The sequence below is a fragment of the Kitasatospora sp. GAS204B genome (genome assembly GCF_029892155.1).
Classification (GTDB): Bacteria; Actinomycetota; Actinomycetes; order Streptomycetales; family Streptomycetaceae; genus Kitasatospora.
This window is the reverse complement of the sequence record NZ_JARZAG010000002.1, coordinates 429310-447231: the sequence shown is the minus strand read 5'-3', so window position 1 is coordinate 447231 and position 17922 is coordinate 429310. Positions and strand designations below refer to the sequence as shown.

15 protein-coding genes are annotated in these 17922 nt (G+C 72.6%); 10 read left to right on the top strand and 5 right to left on the bottom strand.

Features of this window, described 5'->3' with window-relative positions:
- Positions 1-164: 164 nt before the first annotated feature.
- Both P3T41_RS04605 and P3T41_RS04600 read left to right on the top strand, forming a co-directional pair.
- Entirely contained in the window at positions 165-2207 is a 2043-nt protein-coding gene (locus P3T41_RS04605) for a thioredoxin domain-containing protein (RefSeq protein ID WP_280687858.1), read from the top strand.
- Positions 2208-2247: 40 nt separating this feature from the next.
- Entirely contained in the window at positions 2248-3102 is an 855-nt protein-coding gene (locus tag P3T41_RS04600; RefSeq protein WP_280687856.1) for a GNAT family N-acetyltransferase, read from the top strand.
- On the opposite strand, the gene P3T41_RS04595 is transcribed toward P3T41_RS04600, so the two are convergent.
- On the bottom strand, positions 3083-4042 hold the full coding sequence (locus P3T41_RS04595; protein ID WP_280687854.1) for a helix-turn-helix transcriptional regulator: 960 nt from the start codon (positions 4040-4042) through the stop codon (positions 3083-3085). The two genes, P3T41_RS04600 and P3T41_RS04595, sit on opposite strands and share 20 nt — an antisense overlap.
- Before the next feature lie 259 nt (positions 4043-4301).
- Between P3T41_RS04595 and P3T41_RS04590 the strand changes: the two genes are divergently transcribed.
- The 3 genes from P3T41_RS04590 (at position 4302) to P3T41_RS04580 (ending at position 6438) form a co-directional block, all read left to right on the top strand.
- Positions 4302-4997 (top strand): papain-like cysteine protease family protein, encoded by a 696-nt coding sequence (locus P3T41_RS04590; RefSeq protein WP_280687852.1) that lies wholly within the window; start codon positions 4302-4304, stop codon positions 4995-4997.
- 10 nt (positions 4998-5007) lie between these two features.
- Positions 5008-5862 (top strand): hypothetical protein, encoded by an 855-nt coding sequence (locus tag P3T41_RS04585; RefSeq protein WP_280687850.1) that lies wholly within the window; start codon positions 5008-5010, stop codon positions 5860-5862.
- Between the two features lie 273 nt (positions 5863-6135).
- A complete protein-coding gene (locus P3T41_RS04580) occupies positions 6136-6438 on the top strand; it encodes a hypothetical protein (RefSeq protein WP_280687848.1) in 303 nt (100 codons plus the stop codon).
- Positions 6439-6513: 75 nt separating this feature from the next.
- Here the strand turns inward: P3T41_RS04580 and P3T41_RS04575 are convergent, their stop codons facing one another.
- Positions 6514-7269: a hemolysin III family protein gene (locus P3T41_RS04575; RefSeq protein WP_280687846.1), complete on the bottom strand. Its 756-nt coding sequence runs from the start codon at positions 7267-7269 to the stop codon at positions 6514-6516.
- A 276-nt stretch (positions 7270-7545) separates the two neighbouring features.
- On the opposite strand from P3T41_RS04575, the gene P3T41_RS04570 reads away from it, so the two are divergent.
- Positions 7546-9372 (top strand): phosphoenolpyruvate carboxykinase (GTP), encoded by a 1827-nt coding sequence (locus P3T41_RS04570; protein WP_280687844.1) that lies wholly within the window; start codon positions 7546-7548, stop codon positions 9370-9372.
- A 148-nt stretch (positions 9373-9520) separates the two neighbouring features.
- On the opposite strand, the gene P3T41_RS04565 is transcribed toward P3T41_RS04570, so the two are convergent.
- A complete protein-coding gene (locus tag P3T41_RS04565) occupies positions 9521-10735 on the bottom strand; it encodes a pyridoxal phosphate-dependent aminotransferase (RefSeq protein ID WP_280687842.1) in 1215 nt (404 codons plus the stop codon).
- Positions 10736-10862: 127 nt separating this feature from the next.
- Positions 10863-13175, bottom strand: coding sequence for a serine/threonine-protein kinase (locus tag P3T41_RS04560; RefSeq protein ID WP_280687840.1), 2313 nt, complete (start codon positions 13173-13175; stop codon positions 10863-10865).
- Positions 13176-13279: 104 nt separating this feature from the next.
- Between P3T41_RS04560 and P3T41_RS04555 the strand changes: the two genes are divergently transcribed.
- On the top strand, positions 13280-13972 hold the full coding sequence (locus tag P3T41_RS04555) for a prepilin peptidase (RefSeq protein WP_280687838.1): 693 nt from the start codon (positions 13280-13282) through the stop codon (positions 13970-13972).
- Between the two features lie 41 nt (positions 13973-14013).
- Here the strand turns inward: P3T41_RS04555 and P3T41_RS04550 are convergent, their stop codons facing one another.
- Positions 14014-14703 (bottom strand): hypothetical protein, encoded by a 690-nt coding sequence (locus P3T41_RS04550; RefSeq protein WP_280687837.1) that lies wholly within the window; start codon positions 14701-14703, stop codon positions 14014-14016.
- Positions 14704-14867: 164 nt separating this feature from the next.
- On the opposite strand from P3T41_RS04550, the gene P3T41_RS04545 reads away from it, so the two are divergent.
- The 3 genes from P3T41_RS04545 to P3T41_RS04535 all read left to right on the top strand — a co-directional run bounded on the left by P3T41_RS04545 (position 14868) and on the right by P3T41_RS04535 (position 17869).
- Positions 14868-15764 carry an aminoglycoside phosphotransferase family protein gene (locus P3T41_RS04545; RefSeq protein ID WP_280687835.1) on the top strand — a complete coding sequence of 299 codons (897 nt, stop codon included), beginning with the start codon at positions 14868-14870 and terminating at the stop codon, positions 15762-15764.
- Positions 15765-15837: 73 nt separating this feature from the next.
- On the top strand, positions 15838-17256 hold the full coding sequence (locus tag P3T41_RS36905) for an NADP-dependent oxidoreductase (RefSeq protein WP_348533626.1): 1419 nt from the start codon (positions 15838-15840) through the stop codon (positions 17254-17256).
- Positions 17257-17446: 190 nt separating this feature from the next.
- Positions 17447-17869, top strand: coding sequence for an ATP-binding protein (locus P3T41_RS04535; RefSeq protein ID WP_280687833.1), 423 nt, complete (start codon positions 17447-17449; stop codon positions 17867-17869).
- Positions 17870-17922 lie beyond the last annotated feature (53 nt).

Genomic DNA, 17922 nt, shown 5'->3' with positions numbered 1-17922 from the left:
GCGGGCACCCTGCGGCGGAGAACAGCGGTTTATTCGGCCCGGACGCTCCGCGCGGCGAGGTAGATCACCGACCTGTGGACTTTCGTTCGAATAGTGAGGTCAGTTCCGCGGCGTGTTGGCGGGGCAGTCCGCGCAGCGGGCCAGTCGGCTGAGATACTCCGGCCATGGTGAACCGCCTGGCCGATGCCACCTCCCCGTACCTCCAGCAGCACGCCGACAACCCCGTCGACTGGTGGGAGTGGTCCCCCGAGGCGTTCGCGGAGGCGGAGCGGCGTGGGGTGCCGGTACTGCTCTCCGTCGGGTATGCGGCGTGCCACTGGTGTCACGTGATGGCGCACGAGTCGTTCGAGGACGAGGCGGTTGCGGCCTACCTGAACGAGCACTTCGTCGCGGTGAAGGTGGACCGCGAGGAGCGGCCGGACGTCGATGCCGTCTATATGGAGGCGGTGCAGGCGGCGACCGGGCAGGGTGGGTGGCCGATGACGGTGTTCCTCACTCCGGGCAAGGAGCCGTTCTACTTCGGGACGTACTTCCCGCCCGAGCCGCGGCATGGGATGCCGTCCTTCCGGCAGGTGTTGGAGGGCGTGGACGCGGCCTGGCGGGAGCGGCCGGACGAGGTGGCCGAGGTCGCGGGGCGGATCCGGGTGGAGTTGGCGCAGCGGGCTGGGGTGTACGGGGCGGGGGGTGGCAATCCGCCGGGGAAGGCGGAGTTGCACCAGGCGTTGACGGGGTTGAGCCGCAGCTTCGATCCGGTGCGGGGCGGGTTCGGTGGGGCGCCGAAGTTCCCGCCGTCGATGGTGTTGGAGTTCCTGTTGCGGCACCACGCGCGGACCGGGTCCGAGGTGGCGCTGGAGTTGGTGGAGCGGACGGCCGAGGCGATGGCGCGCGGCGGGATCTACGACCAGTTGGCCGGCGGGTTCGCGCGGTACTCGGTGGATGCGGGCTGGGTGGTGCCACACTTCGAGAAGATGCTGTATGACAACGCGCTGCTGATCCGGGTCTACCTGCACCTGTGGCGGGCCACCGGCCAGGAGCGGGCCCGGCGGGTGGCGCTGGAGACGGCGGACTTCCTGGTGCGTGAACTGGGCACGGCGCAGGGCGGGTTCGCCTCGGCGCTGGATGCCGACAGCGTGGACGCCCAGGGTGCGCACCGCGAGGGGGCGTACTACGTCTGGACGCCCGCCGAGCTGGCCGAGGCGCTGGGGGAGGCGGACGGGGCGCTGGCGGGCGAGCTGTTCGGCGTGACCGAGGCGGGCACCTTCGAAGAGGGTGCCTCGGTGCTGCAGTTGCTGCGGGATCCCGAGGACGCGGGCGCGCACCGCCGGGTGCGCGAGCGGCTGTTGGCGGCGCGGGCCGAGCGCCCGGCGCCGGCGCGGGACGACAAGGTGGTGGCCGCCTGGAACGGGCTGGCGATCGCCGCGCTCGCCGAGACCGGTGCGCTGCTGGACCGCCCGGACCTGGTGGCGGCCGCCGAGCGGGCCGCCGACCTGCTGCTGAGCGTCCATCTGACCGCACCGGGGCGGCTGTTGCGCACCTCGCGGGACGGGCACCCTGGGGCCAACGCGGGGGTCCTGGAGGACTACGCGGACGTGGCCGAGGGGTTCCTGGCGCTCTACGCGGTGACCGGGGAGGCCGAGTGGCTGGGGCTCGCGGGCGGGCTGCTCGACACGGTGCTCGAGCACTTCACCGACGATGCGTCAGGAAGCCTGTACGACACGGCGGATGACGCGGAGGAGCTGATCCGGCGCCCGCAGGACCCGACCGACAATGCCACCCCGTCCGGTTGGACCGCCGCCGCGCAGGCGCTGCTGAGCTACGCCGCGTACACCGGCTCCGAGCGCCACCGCACCGCCGCCGAGCGGGCGTTGGGCGTGGTCGGGGCCCTGGCGGGGCAGGCGCCGCGGTTCATCGGGTGGGGGCTGGCGGCGGCCGAGGCGCTGCTGGACGGACCGCGCGAGGTGGCGGTGGTCGGCCCGGCCGGCGATCCGCGGACCGTCGCGCTGCGCCGCACCGCGCTGCTGGCCACCGCGCCCGGCGCGGTGGTGGCCGTCGGCGAGGCGGGTGCGGGGGACGAGGTGCCGTTGCTGGCGGACCGGCCGCTGCTCGACGGCAGGCCGGCGGCGTACGTGTGCCGCCACTTCGCCTGCCAGGCGCCGACGGCGGACCCGGTGGTGCTGGGGGAGGAACTCGGCACGCGGGTCCGGTAATTCGGGTGCGTTCGGCGGGGGCATGGGCCAGCATCGGGAGATGACCTGGACCTTCACCGATTCGCTCGCCGAGTTCCGCGCAGCTGCCGGGGACTTCCTTCAGGCGCACCCGGCGCGGAACACCGTCCTGCTCACGCTGGTGAACCGGCTGGCGGCCGGCAGTGCGGTCGGCGGCGACCCGAACAAGCCCCCGCGCTTCGGCTGGTGGCGCCCGAGTGCCGAGTCGCCGGTGGCGGGGGCCTGGCTGCAGACCCCGCCGCAGCCGCTCCGGCTCGGTGAGATGCCGCCCGAGGCGGCCACCGAGCTTGCGGCCGCGCTGTTCGACGGGCCCGAGCTGACGGGTGTCTCGGGCGGCGTGCGCGAGGCACGGGCGTTCGCCGCGGCCTGGGCCGAGCGCTCGGGCGGCACGGTCACCGTGCAGGTGGAGGAGCGGCTGTACCGGCTGGGCGAGTTGACGGTGCCCACGGTCGCCGGCCGGTTCCGGCAGGCCGTCCCGGCGGACCACGCATTGCTGCTCGGCTGGTTCGAGGCCTTCTTCGTCGAGGTCAACATGACGTTCCACCAGCTGGAGGACCTGGTCGCCCGCCGCACCGCCAACGGTGAACTCCACCTCTGGGAGGTCGCGGGCCGCCCGGTCGCGCTGGCGGGGCTCTCCCCGGTGCTCGCGGGGATGACCCGGATCGGCCCGGTCTACACCCCGCCCGAGCTGCGCGGACACGGCTACGCCAGCGCGGCGACGGCCGCCGTCTCGGCGCTGGCGGGTGAGCGTGGGGCGGCGCAGGTGCTGCTCTACACCGACCTGGCCAACCCCACCAGCAACTCGATCTACCAGAAGCTCGGCTACCGGCCGGTGGAGGACTGCGTGGTCCTCGGCTTCACGCCCAGTCCCACCTGATCCCCAGCAGGCACGGCGCCAGCCCGGCGGCGACCAGGAGCACGCCGTGCTGGCCGTCCAGCGTGAGCTCCTCGCGCTCGTACGGCTCGGCTCCCGGCGTGCTGCTCGCGAAGCGGTGGCAGCGCACCGGGAGCGCGGCCGGGTGGAAGGTCACCTGTAGGACGTACTGCCCGGTGCCGGAGTTGAAGCCGCGCACGAACTCGCCGCTCGGGCCGGGCGCGGGGGCGTCGTCGAAGCCGTAGCCGAGCAGGTGCGTCTCGCCGGTGCGCAGCCGGCGGTCCAGCAGCAGCTCGGCGATCACGAGTCGGGAGGCCTGGTCGCGGCCGATCCGGCCCGGGCGGCAGTTCTCCTCGGCCCGCACCAGCACCCGGGAGACGTCGCAGCCCGGGTCGCCCTGGTAGATCGCCAGGTACCGGTCGATGCCGTCGCGGTGGGCGCGCACCGCGTGCTGCGAGTCGCGGCGCAGCAGTTGGCGGTCGGCGCCGACCCGGATCCGCTCGATGTGGGTGAGGGTGTGCAGGCCGGTGTCGCGCGGCCCGGGGAGTTCGGCGAGCAACTCGTCCACCGCGTCGCCGGGGGAGATCAGGTCGCGGTAGGGGCGGGTGGTCACGGTCGGCGGCGGCTCGGCCAAGGGTGCCCGGCGCGGGCCGAGCAGCCGGGTCAGCGAGTCCGCGGGCAGTCCCAGGACCTCCTCCAACGCCCGTACCGCACGCAGTGATTCGGCCCGCTCGGGGCGCCGCCGACCCTGCTGCCAGTAGCTGAGGCTGGTCACCCCGACGTGCACGCCGCGCTGCGCCAGGTGCTGCTGCACCCGGTGCAGGGCCAGCCCGCGCGCGGCCAGCGCGGTGCGCAGTGCGAGGTGGAAGGGGCCGGTGCGCAGCACCGTGGCCAGCTCGGGTTGGCCGCCGCGCGGTGCCGTGCGGGTTGATACGCGCCCCAAGGCGGCCTCCCAACTGCGGTGATGGTGGTGAATATTCACACGCCCGGCGCCCCTTGTCACCCCTGCGGAGAGCAGCGGCCGGTGGCGTTCACACTCGCGGGACGGCATTCACACCTGACGCGGTGGCGCCGGGAACGCCGTTGACCAGGGCCGGTCAACGGCCTGATGCTCTGTCACACCTCGCCGCCGCCCGCGAACGGCGTCGGGGTTCGCGTGTCCCCCACTTCCTTTCCCTGCTTGCCCGCAAGGAGGAAACGCCATGTCCGCTTCCAGACCATCCCGGGCCACCGGGCGCCTGCGCAAGGCGCTCGCCGTGGTCGCGCTGGCCGCGCTCGGCCCGGCGCTGACCGTGGCCGCCGGCTCCCCGGCCGGCGCCGCCGCCGAGCCCGCCACCGGGGCCGGCGCCACGGCGCAGCGCCCGCTCGCCCAGGCCCGCCCGGCCTTCGCCGCCGGCGCGCAGACGGCCGCCGACGGCAGCTCGAAGACCCTCAACATCGGTATGCAGCAACAGCAGAACTCCAACTGGTGCTGGGCGGCCAGCGGCGACACCATCGCCGCCTGGTACGGCTACAACTACAGCCAGAACCAGTTCTGCGACGCCGCGTTCGGCCGCTCCATCGACTCCTCCTGCCCCAACAGCCAGGCGGCGCTGGACGATGTGCAGAACGCGCTGAGCTGGATCGGCATCAACCCGGGCAGCTACGTGTCCGGGTCCCTCTACTACGGCACGGTGCAGAACGAGATCAACAACAACCGGCCGGTGGAGACCCGGATCCAGTGGTCCTCGGGCGGCGGCCACATGGAGGTGCTCTACGGCTACGACCTCAGCAACAACTGGGTCTACTGGGGCGACCCCTGGCCCTCGGACTACCGCTACAACTGGGCGGACTACAACTACTACGTGAGCAACGGCTCCTTCTCCTGGACCCACTCCCTGTACCAGATCGGCGCGTGAGGAGGCCATCATGACGAACCGTCAGAACATCCTGCGCGCGGTCACCGCGGCCGTGCTCGCCGCCGGTGCCGGGCTGCTCGCGACCCCCCTCGCGCAGGCCGACGCCCCGGGGACGGCCCCGGCCGCCGTGCCGCAGAGCGACCTGGCCGCTGCCCACGGCGCGGTCCAAGCCCCCGCCGTGCTCGACCAGTTGGGGCGCTTCTTCGCCCATGACACGGTGCCCCCGGCGCAGCGAGTGCAGCCGGCCCAGCACCTCGCCGCCGCCCCGGACGCGGCGGCGGCACCGCGGTTGGTCGGTGCCACCGTCCCGGTCTACACGCTGGACCCCGCTTTCGTGGCCGGTGCCAAGGGTGCGGCGGTGGCCAGGCCGGACTTCACCGCCACCAAAGTGGCCACGCCCGACGGCCGCACCGCCTCGGTCTGGACGGTGCGGCAGAACGGCGGCTGGCGGGTGGTGAACATCGCCTCCGGCAGCGACGAGACCGACTACGCGGCGCTCGGCGCGGCCGGCGGCGGTGGCACGGTCTTCCGCGAGCCGCAGGTCAACGCCTGGTACGTGCTGCGCGGCGGGCGGGTGCTGCCGCTGGACGCGGAGGCGCGCAGTTCCGTAGGCGCGGGCGGGGTGAGCCTGGCGGCGTACCAGAAGCTGGTGCACCAGCGGTACGGCGACAAGCTGCCCGGCTCGGCCTACGACAAGGCGGGTCTGGGCGGCGGGTTCTCGGCCACCGGTGCCACGGCCGCCGCCGGCGCCGGCAGTGCGACCGGCGCGGTCGACGTCCCCGCCGTCACCGCCGCCGCGGCCCTCGGGCTGACCGCGCTGACCGGGGTGGGCCTGGCCGTGCGCCGCCGCCGCGCGAGCGCGTAGGCGGCGGCACCCGGAACCGTGCGCGTCCCTGCGGACTCTCCCCCAGCCTTCGGCCGGGAGGCCCCAAGCCGCAGGGGCGCGCACGCCCCTGTTCACCTCCGACCGTCAAGATCTGCGCCAAGTGCCCGGTCGGGCGCGGCTCTTGGGCGCCCGTCGCGGCACCCGGAGTTGATGAAACATTGACGTGCTGTTCGCCCTACCTCGACTACTCCCTGTCACCGTCGGTAGATACGATGTACCACTGGGTCAGAGTGGGGAGAGGTGGCGAGGGCCGTGAAGGATGCGCGGGACCTGCAGTTCTGGGGCATGGTCGCCGTGGTCGGCGCCGCGCTGGCCGTCGTCGCGGCCTACCTGGCCGACGGGGCCGCACTGGTCTGGGTGGTCGCCTCGGTGGAGGCCCTGCTGGTGATGGTCCATGTCGCGCGCCGTTTCCGGCGCGCGGGGCATCCGCCGGTGCACGCCGAGCGCCATGAGGGGCGTGCGGACGCCGCGCACTGCGAGCGCTGCCGGCGGGCGCGCGAACTGGGCGCCGAAGCGGTGGCCCGCCGTGACCAGCAGGCCCGTCAGGCCGGCTGACCGGCGGGCGGGCCTACCTGGCCGTCGGGGCCGTGCACCCCGGTCCATGTGGACGATCTGGAGTGTCGAGTCGAGTCAGCCGGCCACGGTGTAGGCGATCAGCGAGACACCCACGTACTGCACGATGAACGCGCCGAGCGTGAAGGCGTGGAAGACCTCGTGGAACCCGAACCAGCGCGGTGACGGGTTCGGCCGCTTGAGCCCGTAGACCACGCCGCCGGCGCTGTAGAGCAGGCCGCCGATGATCAGCAGCACGACGACCGCGACGCCGCCGGTGCGCAGGAAGTCGGGTAGGAAGAACACCGCGGCCCAGCCGAGTGCGAGGTAGCAGGGCGTGTAGAGCCAGCGCGGCGCGCCGACCCAGAAGACCCGGAAGGCTATCCCCGCCAGCGCGCCGCCCCAGACCAGCCAGAGCAGCAGCTCACGCCGACCGCCGTGCAGCAGCAGGATGGTGAACGGCGTGTAGGACCCGGCGATGATCAGGAAGATGTTCGCGTGGTCGAGCCGGCGCAGGATCGCGTCGCCGCGCGGGCCCCAGGTGAACCGGTGGTAGACCGCGCTGATGCCGAAGAGCAGCCAGGCGCTCACCGAGTAGATCGCGCAGGCGAGCCGCGCCCGGGGCGAGTCGGCGAGGGAGATCAACACGATGCCCCCCGCGACGGCGGCCGGGAACATCCCGGCGTGCAGCCAACCGCGCCAGGCGGGCTTGGCGGGCAGCAGTGACGCCCCCGTGGTCTGGAGCGCGTCCGTGGCCCCGAGCGCACCCGCCTCCGTGGGCAGTGGCAGGCCCGCATCGGCAGCAGCAGCCGCCGAGTTCTGATCCGCAGTCATGCCGCTCATGCTACCTACGCACGCGTAGGTTACTTATAAGTAGGAAGTGGGCTCAGTCACTTTTGGACAATGTGGAGTAGTCGAGTGTGATCGAGGCGACTCCGGGCCCTGACGTAATCGCCCGCTGAACGCCCAGTTTTTGGCCAATGAGTAGCAAAAGTTGAGGCAAGGCTGCCACTGTGCCGTGTTGGGGCTTGAAGGGCGGAGCTACGGTGTAACCACCCTCAACCCCCCGGACGCCTGTCCATGATCGATCAGGCGTGAAACGGAGCGATCGTGTCGTACGAGAACTCTGCCGTCAGCGTCGCGGCACCCACCCGCCACCACCGCCTGCTGGCCTGGGTCAGCGAGATTGCTGAGCTCACCCAGCCCGAGCGCGTCGTGTGGTGCGACGGTTCGGAAGAGGAGTACCAGCGCCTCGCCGACCAGCTCGTCGAGCTCGGCACCTTCAAGAAGCTCAACCCCGAGAAGCGGCCCAACTCCTACTACGCCGCCTCCGACCCGAGCGACGTGGCCCGTGTCGAGGACCGCACCTTCATCTGCTCCGAGCAGGAGAAGGACGCCGGCCCGACCAACCACTGGAAGGCGCCCGCCGAGATGCGGGCCATCTTCTCGGGCGAGCAGGGCCTGTTCCGGGGCGCGATGAAGGGCCGCACGATGTACGTCGTGCCGTTCTCGATGGGCCCGGTCGGCTCCCCGCTGGCCGCGTACGGCGTCGAGATCACCGACTCCGCCTACGTCGCCGTCTCGATGCGCGTGATGACCCGGATGGGCCAGGCCGTGCTCGACCAGCTCGGCGAAGACGGGGACTTCGTCAAGGCCGTGCACACCGTCGGCGCCCCGCTGGCCGAGGGCGAAGCGGACGTGCCGTGGCCGTGCAACACCACGAAGTACATCTCGCACTTCCCGGAGACCAAGGAGATCTGGTCCTTCGGTTCGGGCTACGGCGGCAACGCCCTGCTCGGCAAGAAGTGCTACGCGCTGCGCATCGCCTCCACCATGGCCCGCGACGAGGGCTGGCTGGCCGAGCACATGCTCGTCCTGAAGCTCACCGCGCCCAATGGTGAGGTCAAGTACGTTACCGCCGCCTTCCCGAGCGCCTGCGGCAAGACCAACCTCGCCATGCTCCAGCCCACCATCCCGGGTTGGAAGGTCGAGACGATCGGCGACGACATCGCCTGGATGCGCTTCGGCGCCGACGGGCAGCTCTACGCGATCAACCCGGAGGCCGGCTTCTTCGGCGTCGCCCCCGGCACCGGCGTGGACACCAACGCGAACGCGATCGAGACCCTCTGGGGCAACACCGTCTTCACCAACGTCGCGCTGACCGACGACGGCGACGTCTGGTGGGAGGGCCTGACCGAGGAGCCGCCGGCCCACCTGACCGACTGGCGCGGCAACGACTGGACCCCGCAGAGCGGGACGCCGGCGGCCCACCCGAACGCGCGGTTCGCCGTCCCGGCCGCGCAGTGCCCGACCATCGCTCCCGAGTGGGAGGACCCGGCGGGTGTGCCGATCTCGGCCATCCTGTTCGGTGGCCGTCGCGCCACCGCCGTCCCGCTGGTCACCGAGTCCTTCGACTGGCAGCACGGCGTCTTCCTGGGCTCCAACATCGCCTCCGAGAAGACCGCCGCCGCCGAGGGCACCGTGGGCGAGCTGCGCCGCGACCCGTTCGCGATGCTGCCCTTCTGCGGCTACAACATGGGCGACTACTTCGCGCACTGGATCAAGCTCGGCGCCGCCGCCGACGCCAGCAAGCTGCCGAAGATCTACTACGTCAACTGGTTCCGCAAGAACGCCGCCGGCAAGTTCGTCTGGCCGGGCTACGGCGAGAACAGCCGCGTGCTGAAGTGGATCGTCGAGCGCCTGCAGGGCACCGGCGCGGGCGTCGAGACCCCGATCGGCGTGCTGCCGGCCAAGGACGCGCTCGACCTGGACGGCCTGGACCTGTCGGCCGAGGACCTGGAGCTGCTGCTCTCGGTCGACACCGACATCTGGCGCCAGGAGGCCGCGCTGATCCCGGCCCACCTGGAGCTGTTCGGCGAGCACACCCCCGCCGAGCTGTGGGACGAGTACCGGGCGCTGGTCAAGCGCCTCGGCTGAGCGACCGGCTGAGCCACCAAGACCAGGTCCGGCCGCCGCTGCCCAGTGGCGCGGCGGCCGGACCGCTGACCACCGCACCGGCAACGGTGCGCGAAACGGCCGCGGCCCCCGTGCAAGGGGGCCGCGGCCGTCGCCGTTCCGCGGCGTGCTACGGCTGCACGTACCCCGACAGGAAGTCGCCGATCCGGGTGACCGCGTCCTCGATCTCCTCCGGGCGGGGCAGCGTGACCAGCCGGAAGTGGTCCGGCTCGGGCCAGTTGAAGCCGCTGCCCTGGACGATCAGGATCCGCTGGGCGCGCAGCAGGTCGAGCACCATCTGCGCGTCGTCCTTGATCTTGTAGACCGACGGGTCGAGCCGCGGGAACGCGTACAGCGCGCCCTTCGGCTTCACGCAGCTGACCCCGGGGATGTCGTTGAGCAGCCGGTAGGCCGCGTCCCGGGACTCCAGCAGCCGCCCGCCCGGCAGGACCAGGTCCTTGATCGACTGCCGGCCGCCGAGCGCCGCCGCCACCGCGTGTTGTGCGGGCATGTTGGCGCACAGCCGCATGCTGGCCAGCACGGTCAGGCCCTCGATGTAGCTGCGGGCCCGGTGCCGGTCGCCGGAGAGCACCATCCAGCCGGACCGGAAGCCGGCCACCCGGTAGGCCTTGGACATCCCGTTGAAGGTGACGCAGAACAGGTCGGGGGCCAGCGTGGCCAGCGGCACGTGCACCGCGTCGTCGTAGAGGATCTTGTCGTAGATCTCGTCCGCGTAGACGACCAGCTTGTGCCGGCGGGCGATCTCGACGATCCCCTCCAGCACCTCCTGCGGATAGACCGCGCCGGTCGGGTTGTTGGGGTTGATCACCACGATCGCCCGGGTCCGGTCGGTGACCTTGGCCTCGATGTCCGCCAGGTCCGGGTACCACTCGGAGAGCTCGTCGCAGCGGTAGTGCACGGCCGTGCCGCCGGCCAGGCTGACCGAGGCCGTCCACAGCGGGTAGTCGGGGGCCGGGACCAGTACTTCGTCGCCGTCGTCCAGCAGCGCGGTCATCGCGAGCTGGATCAGCTCGGAGACGCCGTTGCCGAGGAAGACGTCATCCACGCTCAGCCCGTGCAGCCCGCGCTCCTCGTACTGCATGACCACCGCACGGCGCGCGGCGAGCAGGCCCTTGGAGTCGCCGTAGCCGTGCGCGGAGGCGAGGTTGCGCAGGATGTCCTGGAGGATCTCGGGCGGCGCCTCGAAACCGAACGCGGCCGGGTTGCCCGTGTTCAGCTTGAGGATGCGATGCCCCTGCTCCTCCAGTCGCATCGCCTCGTCGAGCACCGGGCCGCGGATGTCGTAACAGACATTGGCGAGCTTGCTGGACTGGATGACCTGCATGCGATCACTCTACGGCTCCGCCGCCGGGGCCCGGGGCGTGTTTTCGACCACGCGGGCGCTGCGGAGCTGTCGAGGGCGCGCGGCCGGCCCGCACACCGGCCGCCGCCCTCGACACCGAGCGGCCTCGTCACACCGGCGGCAGCGCGTAGATCGTCCCTCCGTAGGCGGCGAACAGGCGCTGGCCGTCGGTCGCCAGGTACCAGTCGGAGGTCGCGTTCTGGCCGTTGGTGAAGTTCCAGCGGATCTTGCCCTGCTTGGTGTCGACGGCGTAGATGCCGCCGCCGTCGTTGGACGGCACGAAGAGGGTCTGCTGCACCACCACCGGGGCCGAGACCCAGGAGGCCCGCTGCGGCAACGGGCAGGACCAGAGCTGGTTGCCGGTCTTGACGTCCCAGGCGCCCACCGTCAAGGTGCCGTCGCTGCCGTAGACCACCCCGTCCGCCACCGTGATCGGTTCGAACATCCGCTGCTCGCCCGCCGGGACCTTGATCTCCCACTGCTGGGTGCCGTCGGTCAACCGGACCGCCTGCAGGCCCCGGCCCTCGGCCAGGCAGTACGCCTGGGTCGCGTCGAAGGCGGCCGGGTAGGCGGCCTTGGCGCCGGTGGCGGCGAACCACATCTGGTGGCCGTCCTGGCCGCTGCGGGCGACCAGGTTCTCCTGGTCGTCGGTGTAGTAGAGGTTGCCGCCCCAGGCCTGGCTGTCGACCAGTGGGTCGGTGCCCTTCTTCCGCGGCTGGAACCAGAGCTGCTGCTTGGTCGCGATCGAGAAGGCGACCACGCCGTCGGTCCCGGTGGTGGTGATCTCGCCCTTCGGCAGGATCGCCGCGAACATGTAGACCGCTTTGTCGTCGGCGCCCAGCAGGTTGTCGGTGGAGATCAGGTTGCCGCTCGGGTCGGTGGTCGTGGACTGCCAGACCGGCTGCCCGCCGGCCGAGTCGTAGCCGGCCGCGCCGTTCCCGGCGCTGACGTAGACCTTGCCGCCGCTGGCCGCGGCGTTCGTGGCGTCCACGTCCGGACGGCTCCAGACCACCTTGCCGGTGGCGCCGTCCAGGCCGATCAGTGCCTCGCCCTGCGGGTGCACCATGCCGCCCGAGACCACCACGGGGGAGGAGGAGAGCCGGCCGGTGGCGTTGTAGGTCCACAGCGGCTGCGGCGGGACGCCGTCCGCGCGGCTCTGGGTGGCGGACGGCAACGGCTGGGCGCCGGCCGCGGAGTTGGCCGAGGAGTTGGCCGCGGCGCCGGTCGAGGAGGCCCCCGGCGAGCCGCCGGGGGCCGGCTTGGCCGGGCCGTCGGCGGTCTTCGAGCTGCCGCCGCTCTCGATCGCCCAGGCCGCGCCGCCCGCCGCCGCCAGCGCGAGCAGCCCGCCGCCGGCGAAGAGCAGCCGGCGCCGGGAGTTCGACGGAGCGTCAGACGTGGTGAGCGCTGCGGTGGTCGGCGCGGCGCCGAGCTTCATGGTGCCCTCGAACGGCACCGCCACCCCGTCGGTGCGGGTCGGGGAGTACGCGCTGCCGGTGCCGGCCGTGGCGCTCGGGCCCGCGGCGGTCCCGTGCGTCGGCGTCTCCAGGTCCATCACGGTGGCGGCGTGCCGCGCGATCGCGGAGGCGACCGGCACCGGCAGCCAGCCGTCGCGCAGGATCGCGTCCGCGCCCTCGGGCGCCAGCATCGCGCCGAGCTGCTCGGGGGTGGGGCGGCGGGCCGGGTCCTTGGCCAGGCAGGCGGCCACCGCCTGGCGCAGCCCGTCCGGCAGCGCGGCCAGCTCCGGCTGGTCGTGGATCACCCGGTAGAGCTGCGCGGCCGGGCCGGACTCGCTCTCGAACGGACCGTGCCCGGTGGCGGCGAAGAGCAGCACCGAGGCGAGCGAGAAGACGTCGCCGGCCGGGCCCATCGGCTGCCCGGCGGCCTGCTCGGGGCACATGTAGCCGGGCGAGCCGACCACGATGCCGGTGCGGGTCATCTGGTCGCCGTCCAGCGCACGCGCGATGCCGAAGTCGATCACCCGCGGGCCGTCGGCGGCCAACAGCACGTTGGACGGCTTGAGGTCGCGGTGCACCAGCCCGGCGGCGTGCACGGCGCGCAGCGCCTGCGCGAGCCCGGCGCCCAGCGCGCGGACCGACTGCTCGGGCAGCGGCCCGTGGTCGCGCACGGCGTCGGTGAGGCTCGGCCCCAGCACGTAGCTGGTCGCCAACCAGGGCAACGCCCCGTCAGGTTCGGCGTCCACCACGGGCGCCGTGTACGCGCCGTCGACGGCCCGGGCGGCGGCCACTTCGCGGGCGAAGCGCTCGCGGAACTCGCTGTCGCCGGCGAGTTCGGGGCGCACCACCTTGACGGCGACGGTGCGCCCGCCGGCCGAACGGGCCAGGTAGACCCGGCCCATCCCGCCCACGCCGAGCCGGGAGATCAGGCGGTAGGGACCGATCGCCTGTGGATCGGTGCTGTCCAACGGTTCCATGCTGAGCGTCCCCCTGCTTTGTACGGGCGTACGGGCTTGAGCGCCAAGAGCGTACGGGGGCATAGCCGCACCGCGCGAAGGGGAGGAGGACGAACGTGATCGGACTGATCTTCGGAGCGCTCGCCGGTGCCGCCGCCGCCCCCGTCCTGCGGGCCGCCGCCACCCGGTACGCGGTGCCGGCCGGTGCGCCGCTCGCCGTCTGCGCGCAGTGCGGGCGGGCCGCCTGGTGGCTGCCGCCGACCGGGCGTTGCCCGTCCTGCCGGGCGGGGCGGGGGCCGGCCCCGCTGCTGGTCGAACTGGCCGCCGTCGGCGCCGGGATGGCTGTCGGCGCGGCGGCGGCCTGGCCGGTCGGTCCTGCGCTCGGCTGGGTCGCGCTCTTCGCCGTGGTGCTCGCCTTCGTGGACGCCGCCGTGCACCGCCTGCCGGACGCGCTCACCCTGCCACTCGGCGTCGGCACGGCCCTGCTGCTCGCGCTCGGCGGCTTCGACCGCCCGGGCGTCCTGCTGCGCTGCCTGGCCGCCGGGGTGGTGCTGGGGCTGCTGTACGGCGTGCTGGCGGTGCTCGGCCCGATGGGGCTGGGGGATGCCAAACTCGCCCTGACGCTGGGCGCGTTGCTCGCCTGGTACGGCTGGCGCGCCGTCTTCGACGGCGCCTTCGCGGGCTTCCTGCTGGCGGCGCTGTGGGGCCTGCTGCTCCTGGTCACCGGGCGGGCGAAGGCGAAGGACCCGCTCCCGTTCGGGCCGTGCATGCTGCTGGGTGCGCTGGTGGCCGTGCTGGCGGTGCGTTAGCACGGCTGAACGAGCCCGTACCAGCCGCGAGTTGCCGACCCTCAGCCCTGGTGCTCGACGTCGGTCCGGACAGCGACCATGATCGGCCCGGCCACCTGGGCGGTGATGTCGACGGAGTGGAAGTTGATCTTGCCGTCCTGCTTGTTGTAGAAGGTGATCCCGCCGAAGGTCGTCCCGGTCATCCAGAAGCAACTGGTGTTCTCGGCCGCCATGGTGCCCTGGATCGACCGCGCCTCGTCCATCACCTCGTCGCAGGTGTCCGAGCCGCCGTGCGGACCGGGGTCGACGTTCTGGAAGTTGTTGGTGACCGCGTTGCCGTCGGTGTCCCTGGTCGCGGCCGGTGCGGTGGAGAGCGTGTTCACCCTTGAGGGGTCGAAGCCGCTGCCGCTGACGCCGGTGACGATCAGGTAGGCGTCCTCGGCCTGGTCGTCGTAGACGCCCACCTGCACCTGCCCGTTCGCGCCCACCTTGGCCCGGGTCTGGGCCCAGGAGTCGGTGATCTGCTTCAGCTGGGCCGCGCCGGGGGTGATCCTCGGGTGGCCGGCCACGGTGTCCGGCAGCGAGATCGTCCAGCGCGGGCCGTTCGCCGCGGTGGGGGCGGGCGGGCCGGGCGCGACCCCGCCGCCGGGGGCCGCGTGGCCGGGGCCGGGGCCGGTGGATTGGCAGCCGCCGAGGGCCAGGACGGCGGTGAGTGCCGCCGCGCAGGCGGTGACACGGTGCGGCAGGGACATGGGCCGGACTCCTCGGGGACAGCGGGAACGCGTACAGTCGACCACTGTGGCCCGGCGAGCCCCGCGTGCACAGTTAGCAGAACTGAAGGCCCTCGACAGCAGCGCTAACACGCCCGCCGCCTATATCGGTTGACGCGCGATCGGCGCCCCGCTTGCATCACCCCGTGAGCACCCGCAGACTGCACGCCGACGAGGCCGAGACCGACCCGACCCTGGTCCGGGCACTGCTGGCCGCCCAGTTCCCGCAGTGGGCCCGACTCCCGGTCAGGCCGGCCGACGCCACCGGCACCTCCAACACCATGTACCGGCTCGGCGAGGACCTGGTGGTACGCCTGCCCCGCACCCCGGGAGCGGCGCGCGACGTGCCGCTCGAGCACCGCTGGCTGCCCCGGCTCGCGCCGCTGCTCCCGGTCGCCGTCCCCGTCCCGCTCGGTCTCGGCGTCCCGGGCGAGGGCTACCCGTTCGCCTGGTCCGTCTACCGCTGGCTGCCGGGTGAACCGCCGGCCGTCGGCCGGACACCCGAACCAGCCCTTCTCGCGGCCGACTTGGCCGACTTCATCGCCGTGCTGCGCGGCCTCGACCCCACCGACGCACCGCCGTCCTGGCGCGCCGAGGCGCTGGCCTCCCGCGACGCCTCGACCCGTGCCGCCCTCGCCAAGGTGTCCGGCCTGATCGACACCGACGCGGCCACCGCCTGCTGGGACAGGGCGCTGCGGGCACCCGCCTGGGCCGAGCCACCGGTCTGGATCCACGCCGACCTGCAGCCCGGCAACGTCCTGCTGGCCGACGGCCGCCTCAGCGCCGTGATCGACTTCGGCTGCCTGGGTCTGGGCGACCCCGCCGTCGACCTGATCGCCGCCTGGTACCTGCTCCCCGCCGAGGCCCGCGCCCTCTTCCGGGCCGGGGCCGGGGCCGCCGCCGACGACGACGCGACCTGGGCCCGAGCCCAGGGCTGGACGCTGTCGATCGCGCTCAACGAGCTCTGGTACTACCTGGAGACCAGTCCGGCCAAGGCCGCCCTCGCCCGCCACGTGATCGGCGAACTCCTCGCCGAGGAGTGACCCGCCTCTGACGCACCGTCGACCACGGCGGCCCACCTGCCCGATCCGGGCGGTGGGCCGCCGTCGTTTCCTCATGCCCTTTCGCGCCCACGTCTTCGTCGCCGCCGGCGCGCTGGCCGTGGCCGCGATCCTGCTGCTGATCACCGGCAGCCGGCTGCGGCACTCCTACGACAGCACCCTGGCCGGCTGCCGGACCAGCGGCGGCGCCTGCGGCTCGGCGCTCTCCGCGCTGACCTCCCAGTACGACGTCCAGTACTACGTCGTCAGCGGCCTGGTGGTCGCCGTGCCCGGCCTGCTCGGCGCCTTCTGGGGCGCGCCGCTGATCGCCCGCGAGCTGGAGGCCGGCACCCACCGCCTGAGCTGGAACCAGAGCATCACCCGCACCCGCTGGCTCGCGGTCAAGCTCCTCTTCGTCGGCCTGGTCGCCGTCGCCACCAGCGGACTGCTCAGCCTGCTGGTCTCCTGGTGGGCCAGCCCGATCGGCGCACGGTGGATCGAGCTTCCCGGCATAGCCGGGGGTCCGTCTCTGTTACAGCCTGAGAAGCGAGTGCGACGGACGAGGGAGCACAGCATGCCGAAGGCAGTGCGGTTCAACGAGTACGGCGAGATCGACGTCCTGCAGGTGGTGGAGGTGCCCCGCCCGGTGCCGGGGGAGGGCGAGGTGCTGGTCCAGGTCAAGGCCGCGGGGATCAACCCCGGCGAGGCCATGATCCGCAGGGGAGCGCTGCACGACCGCTGGCCGGCCACCTTCCCCTCGGGCGAGGGCAGCGACCTGGCGGGCGTGGTGGCCGAGGTGGGCCCGGGGGCGGAGGGCTTCGCCGTCGGTGACGAGGTGATCGGCTTCACCTACCGGCGCGGCAGTCACGCGGAGTTCGCGATCGTCGAGGCGAAGGACCTGACCCCGCGGCCCGCGAACGTGCCCTGGGCGGTGGGCGGTTCGCTCTTCGTCGCCGGGTCGACGGCCTACGCCGCCGTCCGCGCCGTGGAGTTGAAGCCGGGCGACACCGTCGCCGTCTCCGGGGCGGCGGGCGGCGTCGGATCCCTGGTCGTGCAACTGGCCAAGCGCGCCGGGGTCGAGGTGATCGGCATCGCGGGGCCGGGCAACCACGACTGGCTGCGCGCGCACGGCATCACCCCGGTGGCGTACGGCGACGGCCTGGACGAGCGGCTGCGCGAGGCCGCAGGTGGCCGGATCGACGCGTTCGTCGACACCTACGGCGGCGGCTACGTGAAGCTCGCGGTCGAGCTGGGCGTCGACCCGACCCGGATCAACACGATCATCGACTTCGCCGCCGTCGAGGAGTACGGGGTGAAGGCGGACGGCAGCGCGATGGCCGACACCGTCGACGTGCTCGCGGAGCTGGTGGCGCTGATCGCCGACGGCGCCCTGGAGGTCCCGATCGCCGCCGAGTTCCCGCTGACCGAGGTGCGCGCCGCGTTCGAGGAACTGGAGCGGCGGCACACCCGGGGGAAGATCGTGCTGGTGCCCTGAAAGTCGGTGAAGGGGCTGGTCGGCCATTGGCACCGTGCTGATGGCCGACTGCCCCCGATCCATCGAACACATTTGCAAGTCTCGTTTCATTCACAGGCGTTGGTATCGGTGAAGGGGTGGTGAGAACCTTCGTCTTTCGCCAATCTGGTAACCCGGGGAAAGCATCTGGACTTATCGAGAAGAGGTCGCCGTGAACACCGAGGACCCTGAGGACCTCACCGCCTCCGACTCCTGCTGGCTGCCGCGCAGCAACCGGTCCCCGGGCAAGGCGCGCCGCTTCCTCACGCGGACGCTCAGTTCCGTCAAGGAGGGCGAACGTTTCCTCGACAAGGGCGAGTTGGTCCTGTCCGAGCTGGTCACCAACGCCCTCGTGCACGGCACCCGCACCGGCCAGCTGATCTGGATCGGCCTCAAGGTCGACGGCGAGCAGCTCTGGATCGCGGTCGAGGACCCGAGCAGCTCTGTCCCCGTGGTCTGCCAAGCCTCCGCTGCCGAGGGCGAATCGGGGCGCGGCATGCTCCTGGTGGAGAAACTCTCGCTCGCGTGGGGGTGCGGGCCGCGCGAGGGGATCGGGAAGCGGGTGTGGGTGCTTGTTGGACCTGATCAAAACTGAAAGAATGCAGGCAAACTGACTGACTATCAGTCACAATCGGGCGATCGGCCGAA

Excerpts from the sequence above, each read along its gene's own strand:
- P3T41_RS36905 (WP_348533626.1), top strand. The coding sequence starts at position 15,838 with ATGCCCTTTCGCGCCCACGTCTTCGTCGCCGCCGGCGCGCTGGCCGTG.
- P3T41_RS04585 (WP_280687850.1), top strand. The coding sequence starts at position 5,008 with ATGACGAACCGTCAGAACATCCTGCGCGCGGTCACCGCGGCCGTGCTC.
- P3T41_RS04575 (WP_280687846.1), bottom strand. The coding sequence starts at position 7,269 with ATGACTGCGGATCAGAACTCGGCGGCTGCTGCTGCCGATGCGGGCCTG.
- P3T41_RS04605 (WP_280687858.1), top strand. The coding sequence starts at position 165 with ATGGTGAACCGCCTGGCCGATGCCACCTCCCCGTACCTCCAGCAGCAC.
- P3T41_RS04550 (WP_280687837.1), bottom strand. The coding sequence starts at position 14,703 with ATGTCCCTGCCGCACCGTGTCACCGCCTGCGCGGCGGCACTCACCGCC.
- P3T41_RS04600 (WP_280687856.1), top strand. The coding sequence starts at position 2,248 with ATGACCTGGACCTTCACCGATTCGCTCGCCGAGTTCCGCGCAGCTGCC.
- P3T41_RS04565 (WP_280687842.1), bottom strand. The coding sequence starts at position 10,735 with ATGCAGGTCATCCAGTCCAGCAAGCTCGCCAATGTCTGTTACGACATC.
- P3T41_RS04590 (WP_280687852.1), top strand. The coding sequence starts at position 4,302 with ATGTCCGCTTCCAGACCATCCCGGGCCACCGGGCGCCTGCGCAAGGCG.